Origin of the sequence: Citrobacter sp. CK188, assembly GCF_030333525.1 — a bacterium.
GTDB lineage: Bacteria > Pseudomonadota > Gammaproteobacteria > Enterobacterales > Enterobacteriaceae > Citrobacter_B > Citrobacter_B koseri.
The window spans coordinates 35547-53887 of sequence record NZ_JAOWFU010000012.1; the positions used below are offsets into that span (position 1 = coordinate 35547).

The 18341-nt window shown below is 56.4% G+C and carries 18 protein-coding genes; 12 read left to right on the forward strand and 6 right to left on the reverse strand.

The features are described 5' to 3' along the window. Nucleotides 1-21: 21 nt before the first annotated feature. The 6 genes from hypB (at nucleotide 22) to OGV67_RS02115 (ending at nucleotide 6140) form a co-directional block, all read left to right on the forward strand. A complete protein-coding gene (gene hypB / locus OGV67_RS02090; protein ID WP_012134839.1) occupies nucleotides 22-894 on the forward strand; it encodes a hydrogenase nickel incorporation protein HypB in 873 nt (290 codons plus the stop codon). Then, the gene (hypC, locus tag OGV67_RS02095) at nucleotides 885-1157 is read left to right on the forward strand and encodes a hydrogenase 3 maturation protein HypC (RefSeq protein WP_047461662.1); all 273 of its coding nucleotides are present in this window, start codon (nucleotides 885-887) and stop codon (nucleotides 1155-1157) included. The genes hypB and hypC overlap by 10 nt, the downstream gene beginning before the upstream one ends. Beyond that, nucleotides 1157-2278 (forward strand): hydrogenase formation protein HypD, encoded by a 1122-nt coding sequence (hypD, locus tag OGV67_RS02100; RefSeq protein WP_012134841.1) that lies wholly within the window; start codon nucleotides 1157-1159, stop codon nucleotides 2276-2278. The genes hypC and hypD overlap by 1 nt, the downstream gene beginning before the upstream one ends. Further along, nucleotides 2275-3285 (forward strand): hydrogenase expression/formation protein HypE, encoded by a 1011-nt coding sequence (gene hypE, locus OGV67_RS02105; RefSeq protein ID WP_047461655.1) that lies wholly within the window; start codon nucleotides 2275-2277, stop codon nucleotides 3283-3285. The genes hypD and hypE overlap by 4 nt, the downstream gene beginning before the upstream one ends. A 303-nt stretch (nucleotides 3286-3588) precedes the next feature. Beyond that, a complete protein-coding gene (gene flhA, locus OGV67_RS02110) occupies nucleotides 3589-5667 on the forward strand; it encodes a formate hydrogenlyase transcriptional activator FlhA (RefSeq protein WP_115614483.1) in 2079 nt (692 codons plus the stop codon). Between the two features lie 44 nt (nucleotides 5668-5711). Continuing rightward, the gene (locus tag OGV67_RS02115) at nucleotides 5712-6140 is read left to right on the forward strand and encodes a TOBE domain-containing protein (protein ID WP_012134844.1); all 429 of its coding nucleotides are present in this window, start codon (nucleotides 5712-5714) and stop codon (nucleotides 6138-6140) included. Between the two features lie 76 nt (nucleotides 6141-6216). On the opposite strand, the gene OGV67_RS02120 is transcribed toward OGV67_RS02115, so the two are convergent. Beyond that, nucleotides 6217-6561, reverse strand: a complete 345-nt coding sequence (locus OGV67_RS02120; RefSeq protein WP_024130896.1) for a nitrous oxide-stimulated promoter family protein — start codon at nucleotides 6559-6561, stop codon at nucleotides 6217-6219. A gap of 187 nt (nucleotides 6562-6748) precedes the next feature. Here OGV67_RS02120 and sitA point away from each other — a divergent pair, with 187 nt between their 5' ends. The 5 genes from sitA (at nucleotide 6749) to mutS (ending at nucleotide 12890) form a co-directional block, all read left to right on the forward strand. After that, complete coding sequence (gene sitA / locus OGV67_RS02125; RefSeq protein WP_115614482.1) at nucleotides 6749-7666, forward strand: iron/manganese ABC transporter substrate-binding protein SitA; 918 nt, start codon at nucleotides 6749-6751, stop codon at nucleotides 7664-7666. Beyond that, nucleotides 7663-8484 (forward strand): iron/manganese ABC transporter ATP-binding protein SitB, encoded by an 822-nt coding sequence (sitB, locus tag OGV67_RS02130; RefSeq protein ID WP_115614481.1) that lies wholly within the window; start codon nucleotides 7663-7665, stop codon nucleotides 8482-8484. Before sitA ends, sitB begins: the two co-directional genes overlap by 4 nt. After that, entirely contained in the window at nucleotides 8481-9341 is an 861-nt protein-coding gene (gene sitC / locus OGV67_RS02135; RefSeq protein ID WP_012134848.1) for an iron/manganese ABC transporter permease subunit SitC, read from the forward strand. Before sitB ends, sitC begins: the two co-directional genes overlap by 4 nt. After that, complete coding sequence (gene sitD, locus OGV67_RS02140; RefSeq protein ID WP_012134850.1) at nucleotides 9332-10180, forward strand: iron/manganese ABC transporter permease subunit SitD; 849 nt, start codon at nucleotides 9332-9334, stop codon at nucleotides 10178-10180. The genes sitC and sitD overlap by 10 nt, the downstream gene beginning before the upstream one ends. A gap of 148 nt (nucleotides 10181-10328) precedes the next feature. Then, nucleotides 10329-12890, forward strand: coding sequence for a DNA mismatch repair protein MutS (gene mutS / locus OGV67_RS02145; RefSeq protein WP_012134851.1), 2562 nt, complete (start codon nucleotides 10329-10331; stop codon nucleotides 12888-12890). Nucleotides 12891-13135: 245 nt separating this feature from the next. Here the strand turns inward: mutS and OGV67_RS02150 are convergent, their stop codons facing one another. From OGV67_RS02150 to OGV67_RS02160, 3 genes are read right to left on the reverse strand one after another with little or no spacing between them, the layout of a single operon-like run. Further along, complete coding sequence (locus tag OGV67_RS02150) at nucleotides 13136-13372, reverse strand: non-oxidative hydroxyarylic acid decarboxylases subunit D (protein WP_047461644.1); 237 nt, start codon at nucleotides 13370-13372, stop codon at nucleotides 13136-13138. A gap of 10 nt (nucleotides 13373-13382) precedes the next feature. Beyond that, nucleotides 13383-14810, reverse strand: a complete 1428-nt coding sequence (locus tag OGV67_RS02155; RefSeq protein ID WP_110493893.1) for a non-oxidative hydroxyarylic acid decarboxylases subunit C — start codon at nucleotides 14808-14810, stop codon at nucleotides 13383-13385. Next, entirely contained in the window at nucleotides 14810-15403 is a 594-nt protein-coding gene (locus OGV67_RS02160) for a non-oxidative hydroxyarylic acid decarboxylases subunit B (RefSeq protein WP_071257924.1), read from the reverse strand. Before OGV67_RS02160 ends, OGV67_RS02155 begins: the two co-directional genes overlap by 1 nt. A 167-nt stretch (nucleotides 15404-15570) precedes the next feature. Here OGV67_RS02160 and OGV67_RS02165 point away from each other — a divergent pair, with 167 nt between their 5' ends. Next, nucleotides 15571-15975, forward strand: a complete 405-nt coding sequence (locus OGV67_RS02165; protein ID WP_049010284.1) for a MarR family winged helix-turn-helix transcriptional regulator — start codon at nucleotides 15571-15573, stop codon at nucleotides 15973-15975. Nucleotides 15976-16125: 150 nt separating this feature from the next. Here the strand turns inward: OGV67_RS02165 and rpoS are convergent, their stop codons facing one another. Together rpoS and nlpD are read right to left on the reverse strand one after the other, a co-directional pair. Beyond that, on the reverse strand, nucleotides 16126-17118 hold the full coding sequence (rpoS, locus tag OGV67_RS02170; RefSeq protein ID WP_000081498.1) for an RNA polymerase sigma factor RpoS: 993 nt from the start codon (nucleotides 17116-17118) through the stop codon (nucleotides 16126-16128). A 62-nt stretch (nucleotides 17119-17180) separates the two neighbouring features. Continuing rightward, nucleotides 17181-18308: a murein hydrolase activator NlpD gene (gene nlpD, locus OGV67_RS02175; protein ID WP_024130899.1), complete on the reverse strand. Its 1128-nt coding sequence runs from the start codon at nucleotides 18306-18308 to the stop codon at nucleotides 17181-17183. Nucleotides 18309-18341: the final 33 nt, after the last annotated feature.

The window sequence follows — 18341 nt, forward strand, 5'->3', positions numbered from 1 at the left end:
GATAGAGATCAGGAGTGAGCGATGTGTACGACATGCGGTTGCGGTGAAGGCAACCTTTATATAGAGGGAGATGAGCATAATCCCCATTCGGCGTTTCGTAGCGCGCCTTTTGCCCCGGCGGCTCGCCCGGCACTGAACATCACCGGCGTGAAGACATCCGCCTTTACCCCGAGCCAGACCGCAGAAGGCGATCTGCACTACGGTCACGGTGAAGCGGGAACCCATGCGCCGGGTATGAGCCAGCGCCGGATGCTGGAAGTCGAAATTGACGTGCTGGACAAAAACAACCGTCTGGCCGAGCGCAACCGCGCCCGCTTCGCCGCCCGCCAGCATCTGGTGCTCAACCTTGTCTCCAGCCCCGGTTCCGGTAAAACCACCCTGCTGACCGAAACGCTGATGAAGTTAAAAGACAGTGTGCCGTGCGCGGTGATTGAAGGCGACCAGCAGACGGTCAACGACGCCGCCCGCATCCGCGCGACCGGTACGCCCGCTATTCAGGTCAACACCGGCAAAGGCTGCCATCTTGATGCGCAAATGATTGCCGATGCCGCTCCGCGTCTGCCGCTGGCCGACAACGGTATTCTGTTTATCGAAAACGTCGGCAACCTTGTCTGCCCGGCCAGCTTTGACCTCGGCGAGCGCCATAAAGTGGCAGTGCTTTCCGTTACGGAAGGCGAAGACAAGCCGCTGAAATACCCGCATATGTTCGCCGCCGCTTCGCTCATGCTCCTGAACAAAGTCGATCTGCTGCCGTACCTCAATTTTGACGTTGAGAAGTGCATCGCCAGCGCCCGGGAAGTCAATCCTGACATTGAGATCATCCTCATCTCCGCCACCAGCGGCGAAGGGATGGATCGGTGGCTGAACTGGCTGGAGGCACAGCGATGTGCATAGGCGTTCCGGGGCAAATTCGCTCCATTGACGGCAATCAGGCGAAAGTCGATGTCTGCGGCATCCAGCGCGATGTCGACCTGACGCTGGTTGGCAGTTGCGATGAGAGCGGTGAGCCGCGTCTGGGCCAGTGGGTGCTGGTTCACGTTGGTTTTGCCATGAGTGTGATTAACGAAGCGGAAGCGCGCGACACCCTCGACGCGCTGCAAAACATGTTTGATGTCGAACCGGACGTCGGCGCTTTGTTGTATGGCGAGGAAAAATAATGCGTTTTGTTGACGAATATCGCGCACCGGAACAGGTGATGCAGTTGATTGATCACCTGCGTGAACGTGCCGCGCATCTCCCTTATACCGCCGAACGTCCGCTGCGCATCATGGAAGTATGCGGCGGTCATACGCACGCCATCTTCAAGTTCGGCCTCGACCAACTGCTGCCCGACAACGTGGAGTTTATCCACGGCCCCGGTTGCCCTGTCTGCGTGCTGCCGATGGGCAGAATTGACAGCTGCGTGGAGATCGCCAGCCATCCTGAGGTGATTTTCTGCACCTTTGGCGATGCCATACGCGTACCGGGGAAACAGGGTTCGCTATTGCAGGCCAAAGCCCGTGGCGCAGATATCCGCATTGTTTATTCGCCAATGGATGCCCTGAAACTGGCGCAGGAAAACCCAACGCGCAAAGTCGTTTTCTTCGGTCTGGGATTTGAAACCACCATGCCGACCACCGCCATCACGCTGCAACAGGCGAAGCTTCGCAACGTGCAGAACTTTTACTTTTTCTGCCAGCACATCACGCTTATTCCAACGCTGCGCAGCCTGCTGGAGCAGCCGGATAACGGAATTGACGCGTTTCTCGCGCCGGGTCACGTCAGCATGGTGATCGGTACCGACGCCTATAGCTTCATCGCGACGGATTTCCATCGTCCTCTGGTGGTGGCGGGATTCGAACCGCTTGATCTACTGCAAGGCGTCGTCATGCTGGTTGAGCAGAAAATAGCCTCCCATAGCCAGGTTGAGAACCAGTACCGTCGCGTGGTGCCGGATGCCGGTAATCTACTGGCGCAACAGGCTATCGCCGAGGTGTTTTGCGTCAACGGCGACAGCGAATGGCGCGGGCTGGGCGTGATTGAATCATCCGGTGTCCACCTGACGCCAGACTACCAGCGGTTTGACGCCGAAGCGCACTTCCGCCCGGCGCCGCAACAGGTGTGCGACGATCCGCGTGCGCGCTGCGGAGAAGTGCTCACCGGCAAGTGCAAACCGCACCAGTGCCCGTTGTTTGGCACGACCTGTAACCCGCAGACGGCGTTCGGCGCGTTAATGGTCTCCTCCGAGGGGGCATGCGCCGCCTGGTATCAATATCGTCAGCAGGAGTGTGAAGCATGAACAGCGTACAACTTGCCCACGGCAGCGGCGGTCTGGCCATGCAGCAGCTGATTAACAGCCTGTTTATGGAGGCCTTTGCCAACCCGTGGTTGGCTGAGCAGGAAGATCAGGCGCGTCTTGAACTGGCGCAACTGGCGGCGGAAGGCGACCGCCTGGCCTTCTCCACCGACAGCTATGTTATTGACCCGCTGTTTTTCCCCGGCGGCAATATCGGCAAACTGGCGATTTGCGGCACGGCCAACGACGTGGCGGTCAGCGGCGCGATCCCGCGTTATCTCTCCTGCGGCTTTATCCTCGAAGAAGGTCTGCCGATGGAGACGCTGAAAAGCGTGGTGAACAGCATGGCGGCAACCGCGCGCGAAGCCGGTATCGCCATTGTGACCGGTGATACCAAAGTCGTTCAGCGCGGCGCGGCGGATAAGCTGTTCATCAACACCGCCGGGATGGGGGCGATTCCCGCCAATATTCACTGGGGGGCGCAGACATTAAGTGTGGGAGATGTGCTGCTGGTCAGCGGCACGCTCGGCGATCATGGCGCAACGATCCTCAATTTGCGTGAACAACTGGGGCTGGATGGCGAGCTGGTCAGCGACTGCGCAGTATTAACCCCGCTTATTCAGACGCTGCGCGATATTCCAGGCGTGAAAGCCTTACGCGATGCGACGCGCGGCGGCGTGAATGCTGTCGCCCATGAGTTTGCCGCCGCCTGCGGCTTCGGTATTGAGTTGTCCGAATCCGCGCTGCCGGTCAAACCGGCGGTGCGCGGCGTTTGCGAACTGCTGGGGCTGGATGCGCTTAACTTTGCCAATGAAGGCAAACTGGTGATCGCCGTTGAGCGTCAGGCCGCAGACGCGGTGCTTGACGCGCTGCGCGCGCATCCGCTGGGCCGCGATGCGGCGCCGATCGGCGAGGTGGTTGAACGCAGAGGCGTTCGCCTGGCCGGTCTGTATGGCGTGAAACGTACCCTTGATTTACCCCACGCCGAACCGTTGCCGCGTATATGCTAGCGCCTGATGGCGCTGTGCTTATCAGGCCTACGGTTCAATGCAGTTTGTAGGTCGGATAAGGCGTTTACGCCGCCATCCGGCAAAGGTGCCTGATGGCGCTGCGCTTATCAGGCCTACGGTTCGACGCAGTTTGTAGGCCGGATAAGGCGTTTACGCCGCCATCCGGCAAAGGCGCCTGATGGCGCTGCGCTTATCAGGCCTACGGATGGACAGGCCTGCGGTGATACCCAAAATATATTACCTATATCTATAATTTATTTACCGTTTTCGCACCGCATCGCGGTGCTTTTCTGGAAAAGCAACATGTCGTATACACCGATGAGCGATCTCGGACAACAAGGTTTGTTCGACATCACTCGTACATTATTGCAGCAGCCCGACCTGGCGTCGCTCAGTGAAGCGCTTTCGCAACTGGTCAAGCGCTCAGCGCTGGCCGACAGCGCGGCTATTGTGTTATGGCAGCCACAGACACAACGCGCGCGTTATTATGCAACTCGCGAAAATGGTAAAGCTGTCGCGTATGAAGACGAAACCGTGCTGGCACACGGCCCGGTTCGGCGCATTCTCTCGCGCCCCGATGCGCTGCACTGCAATCATCACGAATTCAGCGAAACCTGGCCGCAACTGGCGACAAACGGGCTGTACGGTGAATTTGGCCACTACTGTTTGCTGCCGCTGGCCGCTGAAGGGCGCATTTTTGGCGGCTGCGAATTCATCCGCCAAAACGACCAGCCGTGGAGCGAGAAAGAGTACGAACGTCTGCAAACCTTCACCCAGATTGTCGCAGTGGTCGCTGAGCAAATTCAGTGTCGGGTCAGCAATAACGTTGACTACGATCTCCTGTGCCGTGAGCGCGACAACTTCCGCATTCTGGTGGCGATCACCAATGCCGTGCTTTCACGGCTGGACATCGACGAACTGGTGAGCGAAGTCGCGAAAGAGATCCACCACTACTTTAATATCGATGCCATTAGCATCGTCCTGCACAGCTCCCGCAAAAACAAGCTGAGTATCTATTCCACGCATTATCTGGATGAACATAATCCCGCGCATGAACAAAGCGAAGTGGACGAAGCGGGAACACTCTCTGAACGGGTTTTCAAAAGCAAAGAGATGCTGCTGATTAACCTGAACGAGCGGGATACGCTTGCGCCGTACGAACGTATGCTGTTCGACACCTGGGGCAACCAGATACAGACCCTGTGTCTGCTGCCGCTGATGTCCGGCAATACAATGCTCGGCGTGCTGAAGCTGGCGCAATGCGAAGAAAAAGTGTTTACCACCGCCAACCTCAAACTGCTGCGCCAGATTGCCGAACGCGTGGCGATTGCCGTGGACAACGCCCTCGCCTATCAGGAGATTCACCGGCTGAAAGAGCGTCTGGTCGACGAGAACCTGGCGCTTACCGAGCAGCTCAATAACGTGGATAGCGAATTTGGCGAGATAATCGGTCGCAGCGAAGCCATGTACAACGTGCTCAAGCAGGTGGAGATGGTGGCGCAAAGCGACAGCACCGTCCTGATCCTCGGTGAAACAGGAACCGGTAAAGAGCTGATTGCCCGGGCGATTCATAATCTGAGCGGGCGTAACGCACGGCGAATGGTGAAGATGAATTGCGCGGCGATGCCCGCCGGGCTGCTGGAAAGCGATCTGTTTGGTCACGAGCGCGGCGCCTTTACCGGCGCCAGCGCGCAGCGTATTGGTCGTTTTGAGCTGGCGGATAAAAGCTCGCTGTTTCTTGATGAAGTGGGCGACATGCCGCTGGAGCTACAGCCGAAACTGCTGCGTGTGCTCCAGGAGCAGGAATTTGAACGTCTGGGCAGCAATAAACTGATCCAGACGGACGTCAGGCTGATCGCCGCCACCAACCGCGATCTGAAAAAAATGGTGGCCGATCGTGAGTTCCGCAACGATCTCTATTACCGTCTGAACGTCTTTCCGATCCAGCTCCCGCCGCTGCGCGAGCGCCCGGAGGACATTCCGCTGCTGGTCAAAGCCTTCACCTTTAAAATCGCCCGCCGGATGGGGCGCAACATCAACAGTATTCCTGCCGAAACGCTACGCACGCTGAGCAATATGGAGTGGCCGGGGAACGTCCGCGAGCTGGAAAACGTCGTCGAGCGCGCCGTTCTGCTGACGCGGGGCAACGTGCTGCAACTCTCGCTGCCGGACATGGGAATGCTCACGCCGGGCGCGCCGCCGGTCGCCACCGAAGTCGCCCAGGAGGGCGAGGATGAATTTCAGCTCATTATGCGCGTGTTGAAAGAGACAAATGGCGTGGTGGCGGGGCCAAAAGGCGCCGCGCAGCGTCTGGGGCTGAAGCGCACCACCCTGCTCTCTCGCATGAAACGATTAGGCATTGATAAAGATGCATTGGTATAGCATCTCTGGCTATACTGGCAGATATCTCAACGAAAGGAGGCAGTATGGCGGTATCAGCACGTAATCAACTGACCGGTACGGTTAGCGCAGTCGCAACGGGTGCGGTGAATGATGAAGTTGAACTGACGCTGGCGGGCGGCGCAAAACTGGTGGCGATTGTCACTCACAGCAGCCAGCAGGCGCTGGGTCTGACAAACGGAAAAGACGCCATTGCTTTGATTAAAGCCCCCTGGGTTACTCTGGCAAGCGAAGATTGCGGCCTGAAGTTCTCCGCCCGCAACCAGTTTGCCGGTAGCGTATCTCAGGTAACGGAAGGCGCGGTCAACGCGACTGTACACATCAAAACCGACGCTGGTTTTGAGATTGTGGCCGTTGTCACCAATGAAAGTCAGGAAGAGATGAAACTGGCGCAGGGCAGTCGCGTTATTGCGCTGATTAAGGCGTCAGCGATTCTGATTGCGACCAAAGCGTAATGGTGTTGCCCGATGGCGCTAACGCTTATCGGGCCTACGCAACTGCGATTAACTCCCGCCATCCGGCAAGACACATTTATTTCTTGCGCTGATACTTTTCCGGCAATTCCGGGACGGGGCGTTTGTCATCAATAAGGTGACGGATGGTCAAAATCGGATGGCGCCAGAGCATTCTTGGGCCTGCCCAACGCATGATCTGCTTCATCTCCTCACGCTTCGCGGGCTGATAACAGTGCACCGGACACTGCTTACAGGCCGGTTTTTCCTCGCCAAACACGCACTTATCCAGCCGCTTTTGCGCATAGGCAAACAGCGCATCGTAATGACCTTGCTCGTTTGAGGCCTGCGGGCACTGGCTCTCGTACAGCGCGATCATTTTTTTAATCGTCAGTTTTTCACGAGCAATACGCTTACCGGACATGATGCCTCCACAAATAAGTTGCATAAATAATACACCTTATCTTCTCTCAGGACTATCACCCTAAGGTGACACATCCTTAGCGCCCTACGTAAATAAGAATTATTTTCATTTATCTATACCTTGTGCTATATAACATAGCAAAGGCTATATTCGATGAATAATTAACCGCATTATGATGAGGGATACTATGCCGCACTTGCTCCGTCTGAAATCCATTCTCCTTGCCAGCGCGCTGGCGATGCTTGCGCTGTCGCCTGCTTATGCAAAAGATAAATTTAAGGTCATCACAACGTTTACCGTCATCGCCGACATGGCGAAAAACGTAGCGGGCGATGCGGCGGACGTCAGTTCAATCACGAAGCCTGGCGCGGAGATCCACGAGTATCAGCCGACGCCCGGCGACATTAAGCGGGCGCAGGGCGCGCAGTTGATCCTCTCTAACGGCCTGAACCTGGAGCTGTGGTTCGCCCGGTTCTACCAGCACTTATCCGGCGTGCCGGAAGTTACGGTATCCAACGGCGTGAAGTCGATGGGCATTACCGAAGGGCCGTATAACGGCAAACCCAACCCGCACGCCTGGATGTCGGCGGAAAATGCGCTGATTTACGTGGATAACATTCGCGATGCGCTGGTGAAATACGATCCAGATAACGCCGCGACGTACCAGAAAAACGCCGAAAACTATAAAGCCCAAATCCGCCAGACGCTCGATCCACTACGCGACGCGCTGGCGAAGATTCCTGCCGACAAGCGCTGGCTGGTGACCAGTGAAGGGGCATTTTCCTATCTGGCGCGCGATAACGACCTGAAAGAGCTGTACCTCTGGCCGATCAACGCCGATCAGCAAGGCACGCCTAAACAGGTACGCAAAGTGATCGACGCGATCAGGGAACATCACATCCCGGCGGTGTTCAGCGAAAGTACCGTTTCCGATAAACCGGCCCGCCAGGTCGCGCGTGAATCCGGCGCGCACTACGGCGGTGTGCTATATGTTGATTCTCTGAGCGCTGCCGACGGTCCGGTGCCGACGTATCTGGATCTGCTGCGCGTCACAACTGAAACCATCGTCAGCGGCATCACTGACGGGCTGAGGAGCCAGAAATGAGTCAATCTGCGATTACCGTTGATCGCGTCACGGTGACGTATCGCAATGGTCACACTGCCCTGCGGGACACAACGTTTCAGGTGCCTGGCGGCTCAATTGCCGCGCTGGTTGGCGTCAACGGTTCAGGGAAATCGACGCTGTTTAAAGCATTGATGGGGTTTGTCCGACTGGTGAAGGGAGAAATCGCCATCCTGCAACAGCCCGTCAACAAAGCGTTGAAACAGAATCTGATCGCCTATGTCCCGCAATCTGAAGAGGTGGACTGGTCGTTTCCGGTACTGGTGGAAGATGTGGTAATGATGGGGCGCTACGGCCATATGGGGTGGCTGCGCCGCCCCAGCGCGCGCGATCGTGAAAGCGTGGACGCTGCGCTGGCGCGGGTGGACATGCTGGAATATCGCTATCGGCAGATTGGCGAGCTTTCCGGCGGGCAGAAAAAACGCGTCTTTCTGGCCAGAGCCATCGCCCAGGACGGGCAGGTTATTCTTCTGGATGAGCCTTTTACCGGTGTTGACGTGAAAACCGAAGCCCGCATTATTGCCCTGTTGCGCGAGCTGCGCGATGAAGGCCGCACCATGCTGGTTTCAACGCATAACCTCGGCTCGGTAACGGAGTTTTGCGATTACACGGTGATGATCAAAGGCACCGTGCTGGCGAGCGGCCCGACGGAAACCACCTTCACCGCTGAAAACCTCGAACTGGCGTTCAGCGGCGTATTGCGTCATGTGGCGCTGAGCGGCGGCGAGGAGCATATCATCACCGACGACGAGCGTCCCTTTATCTCACGGCGCGCAGCAGGCGGAGGTGAATCATCATGAACTGGCTTGTGGAACCGTTCGGCTACCAGTACATGCTCAACGCCATGTGGGTCTCGGCAATGGTCGGCGGCCTGTGCGCCTTTCTCTCCTGCTATCTGATGCTTAAAGGCTGGTCGCTGATTGGCGACGCGCTTTCCCACTCCATCGTCCCCGGCGTGGCGGGCGCATATATGCTGGGGCTGCCCTTCTCTCTCGGCGCGTTTCTCTCCGGCGGCCTGGCGGCGGGCAGCATGCTTTTTCTCAACCAGCGTTCACGCCTGAAGGAAGACGCGATTATCGGTCTTATCTTCTCCTCTTTCTTTGGCATCGGGCTGTTTATGGTTTCGCTCAATCCGATGTCGGTCAACATCCAGACCATTATCCTCGGCAACGTGCTGGCTATTGCGCCGGAAGATATTCTGCAACTGGCGATCATCGGTACGGTCTCTCTGGTGATTTTGCTGCTGAAGTGGAAAGATCTGATGGTGACTTTTTTCGACGAAAACCATGCGCGATCGATTGGGCTTAACCCCGCCCGGCTGAAGCTGCTGTTTTTCACGTTGCTGTCGGTCTCCACCGTCGCCGCTCTGCAAACCGTCGGCGCTTTTCTGGTGATCTGTCTGGTGGTCACGCCTGGCGCCACCGCCTGGCTGCTGACCGATCGTTTTCCGCGCCTGTTAACCATCGCCGTCGCCATTGGCAGCCTGACCAGCTTTTTCGGCGCCTGGCTCAGCTACTGGCTGGATGGTGCGACCGGCGGGATCATCGTCGTCCTGCAAACGCTATTGTTTCTGCTGGCGTTTATCTTCGCTCCGAAACACGGCCTGCTTGCCAACCGCCGTCGTGCGCGCCTGAATAAGGAGACCCCATGCGCTTAACCGCCTTACTGGAACCCTTCCAGTTTGATTTTATGATCAACGCGCTCATGGTCTCGGCAATTGTGGCGATCCCCTGCGCGTTATTGTCGGTGTTTCTGGTGCTGAAAGGCTGGGCGTTAATGGGCGACGCCATGAGTCACGCCGTGTTCCCCGGCATTGTGCTGGCCTATATCGCCGGTATTCCGCTGGCCATCGGCGCGTTTATTGCCGGGCTATTCTGCGCGGTTGCCACCGGCTATCTCGACGATAACAGCCGTATTAAGCGCGATACCATCATGGGAATCGTCTTCTCAGGAATGTTTGGCGCAGGGCTGGTGCTGTACGTTTCTATCCAGTCTGAAGTCCATCTGGATCATATTCTGTTCGGCGATATGCTGGGCGTGTCCATCAGCGATATTCTGCAAACGGCGCTGATTGCGCTGGGTATTGCGCTGATTATCGGGCTAAAATGGAAAGATTTTTTACTGCATGCCTTCGATCCACACCAGGCAAAAGCCAGCGGCCTTAATACCTCCCTGCTGCATTATGGCCTGTTGTGCATGATCGCGTTGACCATCGTCGCAACGCTGAAATCGGTAGGGATTATTCTTTCCATCTCGCTGTTAATCGCCCCTGGCGCGATTGCGATTTTGCTGACGCGGCGTTTTGCCCGCGCGCTGATGCTGGCGGTCACGCTGTCGGTCGTCACCTCTTTTCTCGGCGTTTATCTGTCGTTTTTCCTCGACAGCGCCCCTGCGCCAACCATCGTGGTATTGTTCACTGCGATCTTCATCGTGGCATTTATTTACGCTACGTTGCGGGAGCGGCGTTCCGAAATGCAGCTCAAACAGCAGTTATAAAAATCAGAAACGGAATAAGGATCGATAAGTCGTCCATCGCTGCTTTCCCTGAAATGCGTATCTCCGTTATCATGTGCCCCTTATGTGATAACAACGAAAAGAAAAAGCATCGCAATCCATTTAAAATCAGGGAACTGGACACGACTCCATGAGTACAATCGATAATCTCGACGCCCATACCCCCATGATGCAGCAGTATCTCAAGCTGAAAGCCCAGCACCCGGAGATCCTGCTGTTTTACCGCATGGGCGATTTTTACGAACTGTTTTACGACGATGCACGCCGCGCCTCGCAATTACTCGATATTTCGCTGACCAAACGCGGCGCATCGGCGGGCGAACCGATTCCGATGGCGGGCATCCCGCATCACGCCGTCGAAAACTACCTTGCGAAGCTGGTCAATCAAGGGGAGTCCGTCGCAATCTGTGAACAGATTGGCGATCCGGCCACCAGCAAAGGCCCGGTTGAACGTAAGGTCGTGCGCATCGTTACGCCTGGCACTATCAGCGATGAAGCGCTGTTGCAGGAGCGCCAGGACAACCTGCTGGCTGCCATCTGGCAGGACAGCAAAGGCTACGGTTACGCCACGCTGGACATCAGCTCCGGGCGTTTTCGCTTAAGCGAACCGGTTGACCGTGAAACGATGGCCGCAGAATTACAGCGCACTAACCCGGCAGAACTACTATACGCCGAAGATTTTGCCGAAATGGCGCTGATCGACGGCCGCCGTGGTTTACGCCGTCGCCCGCTGTGGGAATTTGAAATCGATACCGCTCGCCAGCAGCTAAACCTGCAATTTGGTACACGGGACCTGATCGGCTTTGGCGTAGAGAACGCACCACGCGGACTGTGCGCCGCAGGCTGTCTGTTGCAGTACGTCAAAGACACCCAGCGCACTTCACTGCCGCACATTCGCTCCATTACAATGGAACGCCAGCAGGACAGCATCATTATGGATGCCGCCACGCGCCGCAACCTGGAGATCACCCAGAACCTGGCGGGCGGCGTGGACAATACGCTGGCTTCGGTGCTCGACTGCACCGTCACGCCAATGGGCAGCCGTATGCTCAAACGCTGGCTGCATATGCCGGTGCGCGACACGAAAACCCTGATCGAACGTCAGCAGACCATTGGCGCGTTGCAGGATGTGACCAGTGAATTGCAACCGGTGCTGCGTCAGGTGGGCGACCTGGAGCGTATCCTCGCCCGTCTGGCCTTGCGTACCGCCCGACCACGCGACCTCGCCCGTATGCGTCACGCCTTCCAGCAGTTACCGGAACTGCGCGCACAGCTTGAAACCGTAACCAGCGCCCCCGTGCAGAACCTGCGCGAGAAAATGGGCGAGTTTACCGAACTGCGCGATCTGCTGGAACGCGCCATTATCGACGCGCCGCCGGTTCTGGTGCGCGACGGCGGCGTTATTGCGCCGGGCTACAACGAAGAGCTGGACGAATGGCGCGCGCTGGCTGACGGGGCGACCGACTATCTCGATCGTCTGGAAATCCGCGAGCGTGAACGTACCGGGCTGGATACGCTGAAAGTCGGCTTTAACGCCGTACACGGTTATTACATCCAGATCAGCCGTGGGCAAAGCCACCTGGCGCCCATTAACTACGTCCGCCGTCAGACGCTGAAAAACGCCGAGCGCTACATTATTCCCGAGCTGAAAGAGTACGAAGACAAAGTTCTGACCTCTAAAGGCAAAGCGCTGGCGCTGGAAAAACAGCTTTATGACGAACTGTTTGATCTGCTGCTCCCTCACCTGGCAGAGCTGCAACAGAGCGCCAATGCGCTGGCTGAACTGGACGTGCTGGTCAACCTGGCTGAACGCGCGTATACGCTGAATTATACCTGTCCGACCTTTAGCGATAAGCCCGGCATTCGTATTACCGAAGGTCGCCATCCGGTTGTCGAGCAGGTGCTGAACGAGCCGTTTATCGCCAACCCGCTGAACCTTTCCCCGCAGCGCCGAATGTTGATTATCACCGGGCCGAACATGGGGGGTAAAAGCACCTATATGCGTCAGACCGCGCTGATTGCGCTGCTGGCGTATATTGGCAGCTACGTGCCAGCGCAAAGCGTTGAGATTGGCCCGATCGACCGCATCTTTACCCGCGTAGGCGCGGCGGACGATCTGGCTTCCGGTCGTTCAACCTTCATGGTCGAGATGACCGAAACCGCCAATATTTTGCACAACGCGACCGAAAACAGTCTGGTTTTGATGGACGAAATCGGGCGCGGCACATCGACCTATGACGGCCTGTCGCTGGCGTGGGCGTGTGCGGAAAATCTGGCGAATAAGATCAAAGCGTTGACGCTGTTCGCCACCCACTACTTCGAACTGACGCAGTTGCCGGAGAAAATGGAAGGCGTCGCGAATGTGCATCTGGACGCGCTGGAGCACGGCGATACCATCGCCTTTATGCACAGCGTGCAGGACGGGGCGGCAAGCAAGAGTTACGGTCTGGCGGTAGCTGCGCTGGCGGGCGTGCCGAAAGAGGTGATCAAACGCGCGCGGCAGAAGCTGCGCGAGCTGGAAAGCCTCTCGCCGAATGCCGCCGCGACCCAGGTGGATGGTACGCAGATGTCGCTGCTGTCGGTTGCGGAAGAGACCTCTCCTGCCGTTGAAGCGCTGGAAAACCTCGACCCTGACTCTCTGACGCCACGCCAGGCGCTGGAGTGGATCTACCGGTTGAAGAGTCTGGTGTAAATCAGAAACGCCCGCTGGCGCTACGCTTACCGGGCCTACAAGAAGCATCGCAATACGTAGGCCGGATAAGGCGCCAGCCGCCATCCGGCACAACGCCCGATGCACAGGCCAGCAAAACACAACCACAATCCGTAGGCCGGATAAGGCGCCAGCCGCCATCCGGCACAACGCCCGATGCACAGGCCAGCAAGACACACCACAATCCGTAGGCCGGATAAGGCGTCAGCCGCCATCCGGCTTTTTTATTAACGCTTATCTTCCGCCAGCAGCGGTGGAATGCTCGGCACCATCGGCGCTTGATCAATATCTTTCTGCGTCATGCGAAACGCTTGCGGATAATGTTCACGGCTGGTACGGCGTAGCGGCTCGGTATCACGCCAGGTGTACAGACAATGCTGGCACTGATACACCGTCCAGATCCCTTTGACCGGAGAGGTCGCCATCAATTCAATATGTTCATCAGCGCAACGTGGACAAATCATCTGCTACTCCTTATTTACGGTTGGCCAGCATGGCAGTCAGCTTTTCAGCCCAGGCTTTGGTTTCCGGTAAATCACATACCGGCTGGCTGTAGTGGCCGCGATTATCCGGCGCAACCGGCGTTGTGGCGTCGATGATCAGTTTGTCAGTGATCCCCGCCGGGCTTGAGCCTGGGTCCAGTTCCAGTACCGACATGTTCGGCAGTTGCACCAGATCGCCTGCCGGGTTGACCTTCGACGACAGCGCCCACATCACCTGTGGCAGGTTGAACGGATCGACATCCTCATCAACCATAATCACCATCTTCACATAGCCCAGACCATGCGGCGTGGTCATTGCCCGCAGGCCGACTGCGCGGGCAAATCCGCCGTAGCGTTTTTTGGTCGAGATAATCGCCAGCAGACCGTGGGTATACATGGCGTTAACCGCCTGCACTTCCGGGAATTCCGCTTTCAACTGCTGATACAGCGGCACACAGGTCGCTGGCCCCATCAGGTAGTCAATTTCAGTCCACGGCATCCCCAGATAGAGCGATTCAAAAATCGGTTTAGTGCGATAAGACACTTTGTCGATGCGCACTACCGTCATATTGCGCCCACCAGAATAGTGGCCGGTAAACTCGCCAAACGGCCCTTCAATTTCACGCTTACGGCTTTCGATCACCCCTTCAAGGATCACTTCTGAACCCCACGGCACATCAAAGCCGGTCAGCGGCGCGGTGGCGATCGGGTATGGGCTTTCGCGCAGCGCGCCCGCCATTTCATACTCAGACTGATCGTATTTCAGCGGCGTGGCGCCCATCAGAGTAATGATCGGATCGTTACCGAGCGTAATAGCAATCGGCAGATCTTCGCCACGCTCTTCCGCCTTATGCAGATGCAGCGCGATATCGTGCATTGGCACCGGTTGCAGGCCCAGCTTGCGCTTGCCTTTCACTTCCATCCGGTAGATACCCACATTCTGCTTGCCGAAGTGATCCGGGTCGAGCGGATCGCGGGAGACGACACAGGCTTTATCCAGATAGAAGCCGCCATCGCCATCGTTGAGGCGAAACAGCGGCAGAATATCAAACAGGTTGATCGCCTCGCCATCAACGGTGTTTTCCGCCCACGCCGGGTTGGCTCGGCGCTCGGGGGCGACGGGGAACGTGTCCCAGCGGCGGATAAATTCATCAATTTGCTTTTTTACTGGCGTATTGGGCGGCAAGCCTAAAGAGATGGCATGGTTCTGCCAGGAACCAATGGTGTTCATCGCCACGCGCGCATCCGTGAAGCCACGGATATTATCGAACCACAGCGCGGGCGCGCCGTCGCCAATGCGCCCGGTTGCGTTAGCCGCAGCAGCCAGATCCGGCTCTGCATTCACTTCTTCACTGATTTTTAGCAGTTGCCCCTGCTCGTCGAGCGCCTGCAAAAAGCTGCGTAAGTCATCAAATGCCATTATTCATTCTCCTGTGAAAAATTCTGCGCCTGCTGCAACCCCTGCCAGCGCCGGGCACGCGGATGCTCCAGACCAAACTGATCCAGCACACGCGCCACAATATGCTGCGTAATATCATCAATAGTTTGCGGATGGTTGTAGAAAGCAGGCATGGGCGGCACCATCGCGACCCCCATGCGGGAAAGGGCGAGCATGTTTTCCAGATGAATCGTGCTGAGCGGCATTTCACGCGGCACCAGCACCAGTTTGCGCCCTTCTTTCAGCACCACGTCGGCGGCACGGCCAACTAACCCCTCGGCATATCCTGCGCGAATCCCCGCCAGCGTTTTCATACTGCAAGGAATAATGATCATGCCGTCGGTGCGAAATGAGCCGGAAGAGATCGTCGCCGCCTGATCCGCCGGGTTATGGCAGTAATCAGCCAGTCCGGCAACATCACGCGCACTGTAAGGCGTTTCCAGCTCAATGGTCGTTTTGGCCCACTTAGACATTACCAGGTGTGTTTCTACTGTCGGCATTTGCCGCAGCGCCTGTAGCAGCGCAATGCCTAGCGGCGCCCCCGTTGCGCCGGTCATCCCCACAATCAGTCTCATCCATCACTCCATTTTGTTCGTATACGAACGTTTTAGATAAAATACGCTACCCGGAATACCTGGACAAGCTTCATTCCCCATAGCCGCACGGAGAGCTAAAAGATTGAGCATTATAAAAATTGCTACAACCCGTTATGATAGCAACAGATATTTTGCCAGGAGCGCACATGGAGTTACGAAACACAGCGTTTCATCTGTTACGTCAGCTTTTTCAACAGCATACGGCCCGCTGGCAGCACGAATTACCGGAACTGACCAAGCCACAGTATGCGGTAATGCGCGCTATTGCTGAGCATCCAGGCATTGAGCAGATTGCCCTAATGGAGGCGGCGGTCAGTACAAAAGCGACGCTGGCGGAGATGCTAAGCCGAATGGAAAGCCGGGGACTGGTGACGCGGGAAAGCGATCCACAAGATAAACGCCGCCGCTTTGTTTATCTTACTGGCGAAGGAGAAACGCTGCTGACCAGCGCCATGCCGTTGGGGGATCGTGTGGATGATGAATTTTTAGGGCGCCTGAGCGACGATGAGCGCAAACAGTTCACGCAGCTGGTGCGTAAGATGATGGGGTAAAGTCAGCCTGGGATATTTTTGTCGGCCCGATAAGCAAAGCGCCATCGGGCAATAAGTGCCGGATGACGGCTACGCCTTATCTGGCCTACGAACTGACGGCCAAAGAAAAAGGCCAGTCTCACGACTGGCCTTTTTTTGACGAATAATCACTTACTCACGGAACAGCGCTTCGATATTCAGCCCCTGAGTCTGCAAAATTTCGCGCAGACGACGCAGGCCTTCAACCTGAATCTGACGAACACGTTCACGGGTGAGACCAATTTCACGCCCCACATCTTCCAGTGTCGCCGCTTCATACCCCAGCAGACCGAAACGACGTGCCAGCACTTCACGCTGTTTGGCGTTCAGTTCGAACAGCCATTTGACGATACTCTGTTTCATATCATCATCTTGCGTGGTGTCTTCCGGGCCGTTCTCTTTTTCATCGGCCAGGATATCCAGCAACGCTTTTTCGGAATCACCACCCAACGGGGTGTCTACCGAGGTTATGCGCTCGTTGAGACGAAGCATACGGCTGACGTCATCAACCGGCTTATCCAGTTGCTCTGCTATCTCTTCCGCGCTCGGTTCGTGGTCCAGTTTATGCGACAACTCTCGTGCGGTACGCAGATAGACGTTCAGCTCTTTAACAATGTGAATCGGCAGTCGAATCGTACGGGTTTGGTTCATAATGGCCCGTTCGATCGTCTGGCGAATCCACCAGGTAGCGTATGTTGAGAAACGGAACCCACGTTCAGGGTCAAACTTCTCGACGGCACGGATAAGCCCCAGATTGCCCTCTTCAATCAGGTCCAGCAACGCCAGTCCACGATTGCCATAACGGCGGGCAATTTTTACCACCAGACGCAAGTTACTCTCAATCATGCGACGGCGAGAGGCAACATCTCCACGCAGTGCGCGACGCGCAAAATAAACTTCTTCTTCGGCCGTTAACAGTGGCGAATAACCAATCTCACCAAGGTAAAGCTGAGTCGCGTCCAACACACGCTGTGTGGCCCCTTGCGATAACAGCTCCTCTTCAGCCAGGTCGTTATCACTGGGTTCCTCTTCACTCAAGGCTTTTTCGTCAAAAGCCTCTACTCCGTTCTCATCAAATTCCGCGTCTTCATTTAAATCATGAACTTTCAGCGTATTCTGACTCATAAGGTGGCTCCTACCCGTGATCCCTGGACGGAACTAGCAAGTGCAAGCCTGGTTCCGCCGAATTATCGCTGCGGTAAATAGCGCAGCGGGTTTACGGATTTCCCCTTGTAACGAATTTCAAAATGCAAGCGTGTAGAACTGGTTCCGGTGCTACCCATGGTAGCGATTTTTTGCCCCGCCTTAACTTCTTGTTGTTCCCGGACCAGCATCGTATCGTTATGGGCGTAGGCACTCAGGTAATCATCGTTGTGTTTGATGATAATAAGATTACCGTAACCGCGCAGCGCGTTACCGGCATATACGACGCGTCCATCTGCGGTCGCGACAATAGCCTGTCCTTTACTGCCTGCAATGTCGATCCCTTTGTTGCCACCTTCGGTAGCCGCGAAGTTTTCGATCACTTTGCCCTCAGTCGGCCAGCGCCATGTGGAGATTGGCGAACTGGTTGACGTACTGCTTGCAGTCGGTTCGGTTGTGCTCGCTGTTGGTGCCGTTACAGGCGCTGTGACCACGGTCCCAGCAGGCTTGTTGTTCGGCAACATTTTATTAGCACTTTGTTCACCTGAATCCTCAGAATACGTAATTGTCGGTTTCGACGCAACTACAACGGTGGAATTTTGTGCAGGTTTGGTCACAACTCCTTGCTCTACTGCATCCGCCTGCGTAATCGCGTTGCCGCCGGTAATTGGCGTGCCTGAGGCATTGCCGACCTGGAGCGTTTGCCCCACATTCAGGCCGTATGGGGCCGGAACGTTGTTACGCTGAGCAAGGTCGCGGAAATCGTTCCCGGTGATCCAGGCGATATAAAAAAGCGTGTCGCCTTTTTTAACGGTGTATGTGCTGCCGCCGGTGTAGCTGCCTTTCGGAATGTTCCCATACTGGCGGTTGTACACGATACGGCCATTTTCCATTTGCACAGGCTGCTCAGCGACCGGCTGGATCTGCCGGGACTGGGCAACCGGTTGAACAGGCTGCACGGGCTGAATCTGCGGCGTTTGTTGCGCCGTTGTCCCCATTTTGGGCGGCGGTGTGATCAGCATCCCGGAGCTGGTGCTCGACGGGGCATTACCATTAACTGAGCTTACCGGCGCAGGAGGATTCGAAGAATTGGAACAACCTGCCAGCCATAGCGAAACCAGCGACAATGCCGCAATGCGGCTAACGGTGAATTTTGGGCTTCCCGCGCTCATTTATCCCCCAGGAAAAATTTGGTTAACAACCAG